The sequence below is a fragment of the Planktothrix prolifica NIVA-CYA 540 genome (genome assembly GCF_963864145.1).
Lineage (GTDB): Bacteria > Cyanobacteriota > Cyanobacteriia > Cyanobacteriales > Microcoleaceae > Planktothrix > Planktothrix agardhii.
This window is the reverse complement of sequence record NZ_CAWLTW010000001.1, coordinates 5,388,118-5,400,692: the sequence shown is the minus strand read 5'-3', so window position 1 is coordinate 5,400,692 and position 12,575 is coordinate 5,388,118. Positions and strand designations below refer to the sequence as shown.

The following is a 12,575-nucleotide window of genomic DNA, read 5'->3' as shown; positions in this document are numbered from 1 at the left end:
GGGTGGGGTTCTATATTCTGATCGCAAATCATTTAAGATTGCTATAGGTTTGGTATCCAAACCTATTTGCTATTTCTGATTAATTTTTTCCCAGAATGTTTCGATAATTTCAGTTAATATTAAACCCAAGGTTAATAAAATTTCTATGAATAGAAATAACGGCAGTAAAATTACTTGAAATAATCCCAGTAAAATTTTATTACTATTTTTCATCTGGGTTTGGACAGTCATCATTCTTAACCCCCGAACTAATAGTCTAATTAAGCGAATTCTATAGCTAATTTTTAAGTCTTTAAACTTGGGATTATCAAATTGAATTTGACCGGAATCAAAGATTTGATTTAATCTTGAAATCGAACTTTTGGTATCAATTTGATTAAAATTTAAGTGGAGCCAAGTTAAACCACAAAGTCTGCCTAAAATAAAATCCTGTTCTCGGTATTTTCTATCAAAAAATCCTCCAAAAGCGTTGATAAAATCTGAAGCTAATACTTGCTCGACGTCTGTAGGTTTCTCGACTAGAGGAGTTTTGAATAAATATCGGAATTTTTTATATAGATTTTCTAATTCCTCTTGCGCTTCTACATTTTCAATCCCTGAAATTTGATTCAAAATTAAGGGTGTAATGGGCGATAATTGGATATGATGATAGGGGATGGCTTTTTCTAGGTCGGTTTTTATTTTAGAGATAGTTTCCCCGGACTGGTTGGTGGGTAAAGTTTCTAAAAGAGATAATATATTCTCTTTATAATCCACTTGTTGATTGATTTCTACAATCTTTTTTAACTGTATGGCATCCTGTTGAGCAGAGGGAATATTTAACCCATCAAATAACAAGTCAAATAGATTAAAATTGTTCTTTTTTAAGCTGGGTCTACTTTCTAAGTTTTCCAAAGATGAGGGAGAAACATAAGCATAAATTCGCTGCTCTCGTTCGGCTTTAGTTTTGATGTTAAAATCATGACTGAATTTAATAAAATCCGCCCCTTCTTCCTGAATTAAATACTCTGAATTAGGCAAGGAACTTAAGTAAATTCTCGCTTCTAAATCAATGGCTTTGAGAATGGGTAAATTATCTAAAATTCCCCCGTCACTATACCAAAATTTGAGGGTTTCCTGGGTACAAAACATCGGTAGAGCCGGATCTAGTTGTTGTTTTCTGGATTTATCAGAGATTGTAAAATAAGCTGGACTCAGATTTTTTAAGTTATAACTTTTAACATTAGATGAATCTTGAATTGGAGGGAAGGCAACGGGAAAAGCCCCCGAAATTAAGCTGGTATCAATTACTTTTTTCCAAATTTTTTGTAAGCGATCGCCTTGACGATTTAACTCAGAATGAAACAAAAACTGCCGAGTTTCTGCATGGTTAACGGCTGGAATACCGGAAAAATTGCGACATTTATTTTCATAGGTTACTAACAGCCCTTGTAAATTCGTAACCGTCATTACTAAGGCTAAGGGTTGATGAACTTTCAGTTGATCGGTATTTTCCGTAATTAAATTAGCAATATTTTTAATCCCTTTTTGAGATAATAAACTTTCATTTTGACTTTTAAATAAATTATTCAAAACTTGACGGTAATCTTCAATGGCAAACACCGTATCAATATCTTTCATATCAGCTTTTTCTACCCAAGCTCTTTGTAAGATATTTTGGGACTCATACTCAGTATCACTAATCTCTCGATTTAATAAATAATAAGCTGTAATTGCTCCGGTCATCGCCCCAGCAGATGCTCCGGTAATCAAATCAATTAACAGGGGAGAATTGTCTTTTCTGGCTTGTCTAACTAATTCAAAACACACCCCAGCCATATAAGCTCCGAGGGCAATTCCTCCCGACAAATTTAGGGAAATTTGACTAGGATTGGGAGAGGTATTTTCTAGGGTCATAACTATTAGAATTTGCAGAAAGGCACCGTTGTTGGGCTTTAGCCCATTCTTCTTAGGGCTAGGAGGGGCTAAAGCCCAATAATTAGGAGGGGCTAAAGCCCAACAACTAGCCCAATAATTAGGAGGGGCTAAAGCCCAACAACTAGCCCAATAATTAGGAGGGGCTAAAGCCCAACAACTAGCCCAATAATTAGGAGGGGCTAAAGCCCAACAACTAGCCCAATAATTAGGAGGGGCTAAAGCCCAACAACTAGCCCAATAATTAGGAGGGGCTAAAGCCCAACAACTAGCCCAACAACTAGCCCAATAACGGGATATTAGGATTGAAGTTTGGCTTTCGGACGCAAAAACTTAATAACTGCATATAAATCTGGGTCGGTTTTGGCCTCCTCTCGATAACGGGCACTCAGATCAATTGCTTGCTCTAAATTTTCAACGGCTAATTCCGTTTGACGTTGTTGAGCATAAATAATTGCTTTATTATAATAAGCATCGGCATAATCGGGTTTTAAAGTTAACGTCCGATCTAAACTTTCTAGGGCTTCTTTTCCCCGTTTTAACTTAATTAAAACATAACCGCGATAATTCCAGGCTTTAGAATTATCCGGGTCAAATTCAATCGCCTGATCAAAGGATGTTACCGCATCTTGATATCTTTCAATTGCTTGCAATGCCATGCCTCGATTTAACCAAGCCACACTATCTTCTGGTTTGGCTTTCACCGCCTGATCAAAGGCTTCAAAGGCGTCTTGATGTTTTTGTAATTTGCCATAGGCTACACCTAAATCTACCCAGGCTTGGTGATAATCTGGTTTAATTTCTAGGGCTTTTTTATAGGATGCGATCGCCTCATTTTGACGTTTTAATCGACTTAATGCCATGCCTCGATTTAGCCAAGATCGGTAATCATTGGGTTGCAATTCTACTACTTGATGAAAGGTAGCTAAAGCATCTTCATAACGGCCTTCAGCAAACAATAAATTCCCCCGTTGCACATAATCATCAACATTTAAAAATAACTCCGGTTTATTGGATTTTAACCGATCTAATTGTTCGGAAATGGTGTCAATTTTCTGGATCATTTCTGAAACCGCCGATTCCATTAAATCCGTTGGCGAAACGGCTAATAACTGTTGGAGAATTTCATCTTTTTTCACCAAAGCTTCCGACTGCATTGCCACTAATTCTTGAAAAATCCCCGCTTTTTGAGCATTAGCATCCGCTTGAACTTCTGTGATCTGTTCCGTTAACATTAAATCAAATTTATCTAATTTATTAAAAGTAGAATCCTTGCGGGTTTGTAAATCTCCTCTTAACTGTTCAATTACCCCAGTTACATCTTGATCAAACTTCTCTAACCGTTGGACAATTCGTTCTTTTTGGGTTTTCCATCCGGTTTGACTATCAGCAATAATGGTAGCATATTCCGCTTCTAATTGTTGTAATCTTTGTAACTTTTCATCGACTTGAATCTGTAATTGTTGTTGATAGGTTGCTAGTTGGGTTTCTGCTTGCTGTTCCAACTGTTGAATGCGTTGGAGTTTCTGCTCCATTTGTCCTTGAATTCTGCCTTGGGATTCGGAGAGTTGAGTCACCGCATCCTTGCCAAATTTCTCTAAATTTTTCAGGGCTAAATCAATTTGTTCTTGAGCTTTTTGTTCCGATTTAATTCTAATTTCTTCTAGTTGCGGAGCGAAATCCGTTTCATAACGTTCTAAACGAGCAAAGACCCGATCTTTTTGGGTTTCTGCCTGTTTTTGTAGTTGGGATAACTCCTGAGCTAATTCAGTTTCAATTTGTTGTAAATTCTTGCCCACGGTATTTTTTTGACCTTCGACATCGGTTTGCCAACCGGATACGGTGGTTTTAAATTCTGTACCCACCTGTTCAAGAGTTTTGAATAGGCGATCGCGTTGATTTTGAACTTGAATTTGTAACTCGGATAATTGATTAGTTAAAGTGGCTTCTGATTCTTTGAAATTCTCTAAAACCGTATTTTTTTGACCATCCACATCCGCCTGCAACCCGGCGACATGATTCGCGTAATTTGTTCCCAGTTTATCTAAGTTTTGTAAGATTAAATCCTGTTGATTACTAGCGCGATTTTGTAAATCTGCCAATTGTTTAGAAAACTCAATTTCTAAGCGATTAATTTCCTGGGTAACTTCTTGAGTTTCCTGTTGAAAATTTTGTAATGCTCCTTGACGAACTTGGGATAATTCAGTTAACCATTCCCCAATTTGATCGCGATTGGTTCCTAATTCATCCTGAAAATCATCCGCTTCTGCATTTAGGTCTTGAGCAATTTTATCGGTTTCCCGAATCACCGCTTGCATTTGTTGATTAGCGACGGCAATTTTTCCTTCTAAATCCCCTAATTCATTCAGATGATTTTTAACAATAACGGTTACTTCTCGGACAACGGAACGCCGTAATAACCATAATCCCACTAAGGTTGCTGCTAATAGAATTCCTAACAATCCTAATAGGAGATTAAACAGGGTCATTGTCTGTTTAAAGGTGCGTTGAGCTTCCGCTTGAACTTGTTCCTGTAAAAGCTGCTGTTGTCGCAGTTGTTCCAGTTCCAGCCGCTCCTTGGGGGATATGGTTTTTGTCGGAGTGCTGGGTTTCGGTTCTGGAGACTTGGGGGACTGAGCCATGCTGACTCCCGCCGAAAGTAATACTAAAGTCAGAATCACGCTGCTGCGGGATATCCAGGCCAAAAAATTCAGGCGTCGATCCGAGATCACACCAGCATCAGTCCGTTGATAATTTTGCATGAATAGCTTTGTCTGCTTAACCAAGTCCGAGTTCTCCAACCCATCCCCTATAGTTTACCCTAAATCCAAGCGATCGGATTCTTAATCAATTACCTGATTCCCCGATCAATGAAAACTAATTTCCAATCTGGGACTGACCTAATAATTGATCTGATTAGGGTAACAATTGCGGTAAAATCATCAAAATTCTAGGGTAAAAATGATGATTTTTAAGAGTCGATGGATGACTTTAATCTTAACCAGTAGTTTGTTTATTTTTAGCGGGGGATGTAGTAACACAAACCCGACAAAAACAGCAGAAGTCGCCCCGGAAATTATCAACCCTCAACCCCCCAAACCCCAAACTTATACAAAAGAAGCAGAATTAATCGCCGTGGGGGATATTATGATGCACGGAGCTCAAATTAAATCCGGTTATAACCCAACTACAAAAACCTATAATTATGATAATTTTTTTAAAGAAGTTAAAGGAATTTTATCATCAGGAGATTGGGTGATTGGCAACTTAGAAACTACCCTATCAGGCCCGGAAACCGGATATACAGGATATCCTTTATTTAATGCTCCAGATTCTTTAGCAGATGCGATTACTAAAGCCGGATTTAATATTATCTCAACTACAAATAATCATTCTTTGGATCGAGGAGAAAAAGGCGTTTTAAAAACCTTAGAAAATGTGAAAAAACGAGGTTTAATTTCCGTGGGAACGGCTGCCTCGGTTGAGGAAGCTGAAAAAATAGTTATTGTTGAAAAAAATAATATTTCCATGGCAATTTTGGCTTATAGTTATGGTACTAATGGTATCCCGATTCCCAAGGGTAAAAATTATTTAGTCTCATTAATAGATGCTAAAAAAATTACCCAAGATATTACTAAAGCTCGTAAATTAGGGGTAGATGTGGTCACGGTTATTTTACATTTTGGTTCAGAATATCAACGTCAACCGAATACCGAACAAAAAACCTTAGTAAAACAGTTAGTTGATGCTGGGGCTGATATTATTTTAGGGAGTCATCCCCATGTTGTGCAACCCTATCAAGTTTTTGAACAAACTGGGAAATTAGGAAAGTCTAAAAAAGCTGTAGTTATTTATTCTATGGGGAATTTTGTCTCTAATCAACGGGAAAAATATCGAGATTTAGGGACTATTTTTAAAGTGAATATTTTAAAGAATTTTCCTGATAAAACCATTGAAATTAAAGACATTCAAACCCTACCCACTTGGGTACATCGCTATGATCAGAATGGGAAATATCAGTTTCGGATTCTACCCATAGCACAGGTATTAAAATCTGGCAAAGATCCCTTATTATCGGCGGGAGATTATCGACAGTTAGAAATTGACTTAAATAATATGAATCGTCATCTTAATTCTTTAAAGTAGAGTATTCAAGAAACCGGGTTTCTAATTAAGATTAATTGTATCCGATCAATATTTGTTGAGAAACCCGGTTTATGTCGTGCGATCGGGAGTGTAGTAATCAATCCACTCTCTTAATTTTTGGACAAGTAAATGAACTTTTGTACTGGGATTAGCTTGTATTGGTGCAACTCCCTTTTGGGCCTGTAAAAGAATTTCAGCCCGTTCAATTGCGTTTAATTCGTTACCAAATTGGTTGATTTTTTCGACTATTTCTATATTACCATGATCGTAGGTGATAAACCTGTGCCTACTGGTTTTAAATACAATGTACCATCGGGAAACAGATCAACAAATTGTTGAAAATATTCTGGCTCAGTTTTTTGATCTTCACAAACAATTAAAAAAAAGTATTCGTAGCGCCGCACTCTTTTTGGACGTTCAATTGTTTCTTTAGTTGCCTTTTGTTTTAACTTACCTTTCCTTGCCATTGCTTTTTATAATTACACTAGATTAAAATTTCCTAAAACTGGAATTGCCCCATATCTACCTTCAAAATATCTTTTTTCTTTATCTGTATCGGGTCTTTCTTTTTCAGGTATTCCGTTTTTTTTATCCATATAAATAAAATCAGATAAAGAATAAAATTCCGTCGATTCCCAAGGATTTTTTTCAGTAAAATATATCTGATCTCTTCTCAAATTAGCATAAGACAATAAATTGGTATCATGGGTAGCAAAAATTAATTGAGCATGATTAGGGTTAGTCTTATTATTCAAAAACATATTGATTGTATGAAGCGTCATTATCGGATGCAATTTTCCTTCTATTTCGTCAATAATTAATATGCCTCCATTCATCAAAGTCCATAGTATGGGCCCACTTAAATGAAATACTTTTTGAGTTCCTGGGGATTCATTTTTATTCAATTCCCAAGCTATTGATTTTTGAGTTTCTTGGTATTGACTGTCATAAATACGATGTGTTGAATAGACAGTATATTTTTTCGCTACGGTGAGTTCATTAATCAAAAAATTCTTAAATTCATCTGATATTTTTTCTGACAATTCTAATGGATAAAAATCTTGGTCTTGAACCTCTAAATCAATAATTCCAAAATTTAGGCTAGTAAAATATGCCTTAATTTTTTGACGATATTCTTGATCGTCCCAAAGACTAATGGTTTTGATTGCCTCATGATCTGTATTTAATCCGTCGATGATTGTATATTTCTTAAACCAATGAAGAATATTTTTTGCTTCTTCAATATTTAATATATCGCAAGTTGATAAAAATAATCCGTTGTCTCTTGTTGCTTCTATTGCGGCATCAATAATCGTTGAAGAAGCTTTTAAACCCGAAGAAACATCAATGATATCTTGGCTTCTTTGAAATAATTTAACTTCTCTACCTATAGATTTTCTAAATAGCCATTCTGAAACTATTTCATTTTGGTTGAATTCAATTCCATATCTGTATCTATCTTCTGCAATTAAAAAAACAATTTCCAAAAAAGTAGGTTTATTAATCCAATCTTCTCTAAGTAAAAAAGGGTCGTATGGTAACTTTGTTGTTGAAGAGAAACGTGCAGAAAAATTAATTAATTTTCCTAATATACCCATTGCTTTCAACAGGTTGGATTTTCCACTAGCGTTAGCACCATATATAGCCACAGCATTTAAAGCCTGATGCTTTCCCCTTTGAATGATATTTTCAGAATGCTCCTTTTGCTTTGGGGCAGGAACCAAACTCAACACTTGTTCTTCACCAATTGATCTGTAGTTGGCGACTCGAAATTCTATCAACATTCCATTTTTGGGATTATTTTTACAAAATCATACTGGTTCGGTAATTTTAAGATAACCAACCAGTATGATTTTGTCAATTAACCAGGACTACAGTTGTTTTACTTCCGAAACCAACTTAGCCACAACATCCTTGGCACTGCCAAACAACATCATGGTTTTATCCTTATAAAACAGTTCATTTTCTACCCCGGCAAACCCAGTGCTCATACCGCGTTTAATCACAATAGTATGTTTGGCTTTGTCCACATCCAAAATCGGCATCCCATAAATCGGGCTATTTTTATCTTCCCGTGCCGCCGGGTTCACCACATCATTTGCTCCGATAACTAACGCAACATCGGTCTGATCAAACTGCGGGTTAATGTCATCCATATCATATAATTGAGGATAGGGAACATTCGCCTCCGCTAATAGGACGTTCATGTGTCCGGGCATCCGTCCCGCCACCGGATGAATGGCATATTTGACATCCACCCCATTACTTTCCAATTGATCCACCAACTCCTTAACACTATGCTGGGCCTGGGCTACAGCCATGCCATATCCGGGTACAATCACCACAGAACGGGCATATCCTAACATCATCGCCCCTTCTTCGGTGTCAATACTGCGAACCGTTTGATCCGTTGAACCACCGCTACTAACAGTCCCAGAACCACTTTCTCCCGTGCCAAATCCGGCAAATAGCACGTTAGTTAAAGAACGGTTCATCGCCTTACACATAATCACCGTTAGGATAATCCCCGACGCCCCAACCAACGCCCCAGCAATGATTAACAGGTTGTTCATCACCACAAACCCGGCTGCTGACGCTGCCAACCCAGAAAAGGAATTTAACAGAGAAATTACCACAGGCATATCGCCGCCCCCGATGGGAATGACGAATAACACGCCCAAAATTAGGGAAATAAATACTAACCCTAAAAATACCGACACATTAAAAGGAGTTAGGCAAATATAAACACTGCCGACTCCAAAAGCAACAAACAGCAGAATATTAAACTGTTGTTGTAGGGGAAATAAGATCGGAGAACCACTCATAATTCCCTGCAATTTGGCAAAGGCAATCATCGAACCTGTAAAGGTTATTCCCCCAATTAATACTCCTAAAATAGCGGTAATTGTTGTGCCTAAAGGGGGAGTTTCTGCTAGGGCTAAATAGCGCCAAAATTCTCCCACCGCCACCATTGAAGAAGCGGCACCCCCCAAACCGTTTAGTAAACCTACCATTTGGGGCATTTCTGTCATTTGAATTTTATAGGCCATCACTGCCCCAATGACCGAACCAATCACTAAGGCAAGGATAACCCATTCATAGTTCAAAACCTGCCGATCTAACATCGTGGCAACAACAGCAATTAACATCCCAATGGCGGCCCATAAATTGCCACTTCTAGCTGTTGCTGGAGATCCTAACTTTTTCAATCCAAAGAAAAAGAATGTGACAGCTACTAAATAGCTGAGTTGTATTCCCGTTAAGCGAATATCCATTAGGCTTTAACCTCTTTTTTCTTGAACATTTCCAGCATTCGATCTGTGACTAAAAAGCCACCGACAACGTTAATCATGGCGAGAATAATTGCAATAAATCCCAGAATAACGGTGACATTCCAATCGCGATCGCCAGCAATAATTAACGCTCCTAAAACGGAAATTCCTGAAATCGCATTTGCCCCAGACATTAAGGGAGTGTGCAAAGTTGGCGGAACTTTCGTAATCACTTCAAACCCCGCAAATGTTGCTAAAACAAACACAAACAATGCGGAAATCAATGTTTCTGCGGTCATATAATTTTAGATTTAGAGATTGTGAACTTAACCAGAAATCGAGACTTGTTGACTATTTGCGCTTAAAGCATCTTTAACCCGCCCGGAACGAATTTCACCATTATGGGTTACACAAGATCCATCGAGAATATCATCACTAAAATTAATCTCCAATTGCTTATCTTTATTAATCATTAATCCCAATAAAGCCGAAATGTTTTTCGCATAAACTTCACTGGCATGAATGGGCATGGAAGCAGGTAAATTAATCGGCCCAATAATCGTCACACCATGTTTAACCACATCTTTTCCGGCTTCGCTGCATTCACAATTTCCCCCCTGTTCGGCAGCCAGATCGACGATCACCGAACCGGGTTTCATTTGGGCTACCATGTCCTCCGTGACTAATACCGGGGCCTTTCTGCCGGGTACTTGGGCCGTTGTCACCACCACATCAGAAGCCGCGACGTGCTGCGTCAGGACTTCCCGGGTGCGTTCCTTGGCTTTTTCGGAAATTTCCTTAGCATAACCCCCCTCGGCCACGGTATCTTCCTCTAGGGACACATCTACAAACTTAGCCCCCAAACTTTGTACCTGTTCTTTAACTTCGGGACGAATATCAAACCCTTCGACGATAGCACCCAGACGTCGGGCCGTGGCGATCGCTTGTAACCCAGCGACTCCAGCCCCCAAAATTAACACCTTGGCGGGACGAATGGTTCCAGCGGCCGTGGTTAACATCGGAAAATATTTCGGTAAGGCTGCTGCGGCAATTAATACCGCCTTATATCCGGCCAAGTTTGCTTGGGAGGATAGGGCATCCATGCTTTGGGCGCGACTGGTACGCGGGATCAATTCCATACTAAAGGCGGTCACGTTCTGCGCCGCCAGTTTCTGGACTAATTCTGGGTTTCCCAAGGGGTTTAAAAAGGTAATTAAAACCCCTCCAGACTTGAGTTGAGAGACTTCAGAGTCCTCTAATACCCCGACTTTCAGCAGGACATCCACTTCGCCCCAAAGTGTCCCCTGATCAACGATTTTCGCCCCAACCTGTTCATAAGTTGCATCGGAAAAACAGGCCCGTTCCCCGGCCCCTGTCTCCACCCATACTTCCACACCCTGTTTAACCAAACGGGCGACAACATCAGGGATGAGGGCCACTCGCCGTTCATCTACCTGAATCTCTTTAGCAATGCCAATTTTCATAAATCTCCTGATAATTTGTTCACAGTTAACAGTTAACGATTAACAGTTATGTTGTTTCCTCCGCTTAGGCAAGTTAATGCAATATTGGTCAATCCCGATAACATGAACAAGATCGTGTTATATTATATGCGAGGTTTTGGAAATTCGATAAGATTCCAGACATACAAGTTTAGGTTATATCTTAATACAGATAAACAAATATCCCTAAGAAAAAATCAAGTAAGTGTCCTTCTTCCCCTTTCTTCTGTGATTAATCAAATTTAATATTTACATTTGGTATATTATTTTGCCTAATCCATTCTGTCATTAAATAAGGATGCACAATATGGAGAGATTTACCCGAATTAGAGTAAATTAAATGTTTCTCCACTCTGAAACATTCATTTTATTGACTAAAACAAAATATAGATGATTTAGCATCCCCCAGGAGATAATAAGTTGAACACAACCCAACTCGCAGATTCCTTTTTGAACAATGTTAACTAAAGATTGGCACGCTGTATTTTCCCAGCCTTTCTTCTTAGCAAGCAGAACAGCACACCAAATATTGAGGTCAAGGCATAATCGTAGTATGTTATTCATAAAAATTGATTAGCAAGTCAGAGAAACTGCTAGAGATAAAAGTTCATCTTCAGTTTCAATTTCTTCTAGTGTTTCTACTTTCATTTCTTCCATAACTAATTGATTGGCTTTTTCATATTCAAGATTTAGCAATTGGCGAGTAAAATCTTTTGTTGATTTTACTTCAAAATCAGAACTTTCTGAAAGAGAATTAAGACCTAACATGGCTAAAGACAATAAAATTTCTAAGGCTTTTTTGTTGCCATTTAAAGATTCATAAAGCATTAGACTGTTAAAGTCTTCTAAGCTAATAGTTGATAGTAAAAAAAATTTTTCTTGATTTGTAATATTGAAATTTATTTCTATTTTTTCGATCTCATTTTTGAAACCAAGTTTTTCTAATTCTCTGAGTTGATCATTGTTAAAATTTTTCTCATTCAGCCAAGATATTTTATATTCTAAATCTTGATTACCTTTCAGACCTCCAATGCGAAAAGTGCCATTGGGCATTTCATAAAAATCAATCCCCAAGGATTTTAAAGAGGCAATTGTTTCTTGTTTTACTTTAACAATATCCATCGTTTTTACCTTGATTCTTGTTTGATCCTAAATCAAGATTATCATAAATTCTCGAAAATAGCTATAATCCTTAACTGGGTTTCTCAAAATATTATTAGTTATGATAAGTTTATGAATATGGGTAATCTCAAGGAAATGGCAATGCTGACTAAACAAGATTGGGACTGGTTGGCGACTGGATCAGAATATCAAATGGCTGTAACTATCGAGCAACTATTACAGGAGAATCAAGTGATGGAAGCCAGAGAAGGACTTTATGCCTTAATTGAATCTATGGGAAAATCGAAAAAATTAGCATTAAAAAGTCAGTTAATTCGGTTAATGGTTCACGTTATCAAATGGAAATGTCAACCTCAAAAACGCACGAATAGCTGGGCGATTAGTATTCTCTCAGCCCGTCGAGAAATCGAGGATATTCAAGAGGAAGTACCCAGCTTGAATCGAGATTTTATTGAATCAATTTGGGATAAATGTTTTCAAGCTGCTGTAAAAGAGGCTGAACTGGAAATAAGGAAAGTTAAATGTCATTTGACTTCTCTTTCTTGGTCAGAGGTTTTTGAGGATGAATATATTTTATCGGATGATGAGCAAGAAGATTAAGGTAGCGATCTGAAACAGA

10 protein-coding genes are annotated in these 12,575 nt (G+C 37.9%); 2 read left to right on the top strand and 8 right to left on the bottom strand.

Annotated elements, in window-relative coordinates:
• Positions 1 to 69: 69 nt before the first annotated feature.
• Positions 70 to 1,896 carry a patatin-like phospholipase family protein gene (locus AC559H_RS24155; protein WP_026794656.1) on the bottom strand — a complete coding sequence of 609 codons (1,827 nt, stop codon included), beginning with the start codon at positions 1,894 to 1,896 and terminating at the stop codon, positions 70 to 72.
• Positions 1,897 to 2,213: 317 nt separating this feature from the next.
• Entirely contained in the window at positions 2,214 to 4,700 is a 2,487-nt protein-coding gene (locus tag AC559H_RS24150) for a tetratricopeptide repeat protein (protein ID WP_148292090.1), read from the bottom strand.
• Positions 4,701 to 4,875: 175 nt separating this feature from the next.
• Here AC559H_RS24150 and AC559H_RS24145 point away from each other — a divergent pair, with 175 nt between their 5' ends.
• Entirely contained in the window at positions 4,876 to 6,060 is a 1,185-nt protein-coding gene (locus tag AC559H_RS24145) for a CapA family protein (protein ID WP_026794658.1), read from the top strand.
• 251 nt (positions 6,061 to 6,311) lie between these two features.
• Here the strand turns inward: AC559H_RS24145 and AC559H_RS24140 are convergent, their stop codons facing one another.
• The 6 genes from AC559H_RS24140 to AC559H_RS24115 form a co-directional block, all read right to left on the bottom strand.
• On the bottom strand, positions 6,312 to 6,527 hold the full coding sequence (locus AC559H_RS24140; protein WP_026794659.1) for a hypothetical protein: 216 nt from the start codon (positions 6,525 to 6,527) through the stop codon (positions 6,312 to 6,314).
• 12 nt (positions 6,528 to 6,539) lie between these two features.
• Positions 6,540 to 7,844, bottom strand: coding sequence for an AAA family ATPase (locus AC559H_RS24135; protein ID WP_193372515.1), 1,305 nt, complete (start codon positions 7,842 to 7,844; stop codon positions 6,540 to 6,542).
• A gap of 87 nt (positions 7,845 to 7,931) precedes the next feature.
• A complete protein-coding gene (locus AC559H_RS24130; protein WP_026786184.1) occupies positions 7,932 to 9,335 on the bottom strand; it encodes an NAD(P)(+) transhydrogenase (Re/Si-specific) subunit beta in 1,404 nt (467 codons plus the stop codon).
• Positions 9,335 to 9,631 (bottom strand): NAD(P) transhydrogenase subunit alpha part 2, encoded by a 297-nt coding sequence (locus tag AC559H_RS24125; protein ID WP_026786183.1) that lies wholly within the window; start codon positions 9,629 to 9,631, stop codon positions 9,335 to 9,337. Before AC559H_RS24125 ends, AC559H_RS24130 begins: the two co-directional genes overlap by 1 nt.
• 27 nt (positions 9,632 to 9,658) lie before the next feature.
• Positions 9,659 to 10,816 (bottom strand): Re/Si-specific NAD(P)(+) transhydrogenase subunit alpha, encoded by a 1,158-nt coding sequence (locus AC559H_RS24120; RefSeq protein WP_026786182.1) that lies wholly within the window; start codon positions 10,814 to 10,816, stop codon positions 9,659 to 9,661.
• A 591-nt stretch (positions 10,817 to 11,407) separates the two neighbouring features.
• Positions 11,408 to 11,956, bottom strand: coding sequence for a hypothetical protein (locus AC559H_RS24115; protein ID WP_051319776.1), 549 nt, complete (start codon positions 11,954 to 11,956; stop codon positions 11,408 to 11,410).
• Between the two features lie 111 nt (positions 11,957 to 12,067).
• Here AC559H_RS24115 and AC559H_RS24110 point away from each other — a divergent pair, with 111 nt between their 5' ends.
• Positions 12,068 to 12,556, top strand: a complete 489-nt coding sequence (locus tag AC559H_RS24110) for a DUF29 domain-containing protein (RefSeq protein WP_233423043.1) — start codon at positions 12,068 to 12,070, stop codon at positions 12,554 to 12,556.
• Positions 12,557 to 12,575 lie beyond the last annotated feature (19 nt).

What these genes read in the sequence shown, in the direction of transcription:
- AC559H_RS24130 (WP_026786184.1), bottom strand. Translation starts at nt 9,335, where the DNA reads ATGGATATTCGCTTAACGGGAATACAACTCAGCTATTTAGTAGCTGTC.
- AC559H_RS24110 (WP_233423043.1), top strand. Translation starts at nt 12,068, where the DNA reads ATGAATATGGGTAATCTCAAGGAAATGGCAATGCTGACTAAACAAGAT.
- AC559H_RS24140 (WP_026794659.1), bottom strand. Translation starts at nt 6,527, where the DNA reads ATGGCAAGGAAAGGTAAGTTAAAACAAAAGGCAACTAAAGAAACAATT.
- AC559H_RS24120 (WP_026786182.1), bottom strand. Translation starts at nt 10,816, where the DNA reads ATGAAAATTGGCATTGCTAAAGAGATTCAGGTAGATGAACGGCGAGTG.
- AC559H_RS24125 (WP_026786183.1), bottom strand. Translation starts at nt 9,631, where the DNA reads ATGACCGCAGAAACATTGATTTCCGCATTGTTTGTGTTTGTTTTAGCA.
- AC559H_RS24155 (WP_026794656.1), bottom strand. Translation starts at nt 1,896, where the DNA reads ATGACCCTAGAAAATACCTCTCCCAATCCTAGTCAAATTTCCCTAAAT.
- AC559H_RS24135 (WP_193372515.1), bottom strand. Translation starts at nt 7,844, where the DNA reads ATGTTGATAGAATTTCGAGTCGCCAACTACAGATCAATTGGTGAAGAA.
- AC559H_RS24145 (WP_026794658.1), top strand. Translation starts at nt 4,876, where the DNA reads ATGATGATTTTTAAGAGTCGATGGATGACTTTAATCTTAACCAGTAGT.
- AC559H_RS24115 (WP_051319776.1), bottom strand. Translation starts at nt 11,956, where the DNA reads ATGGATATTGTTAAAGTAAAACAAGAAACAATTGCCTCTTTAAAATCC.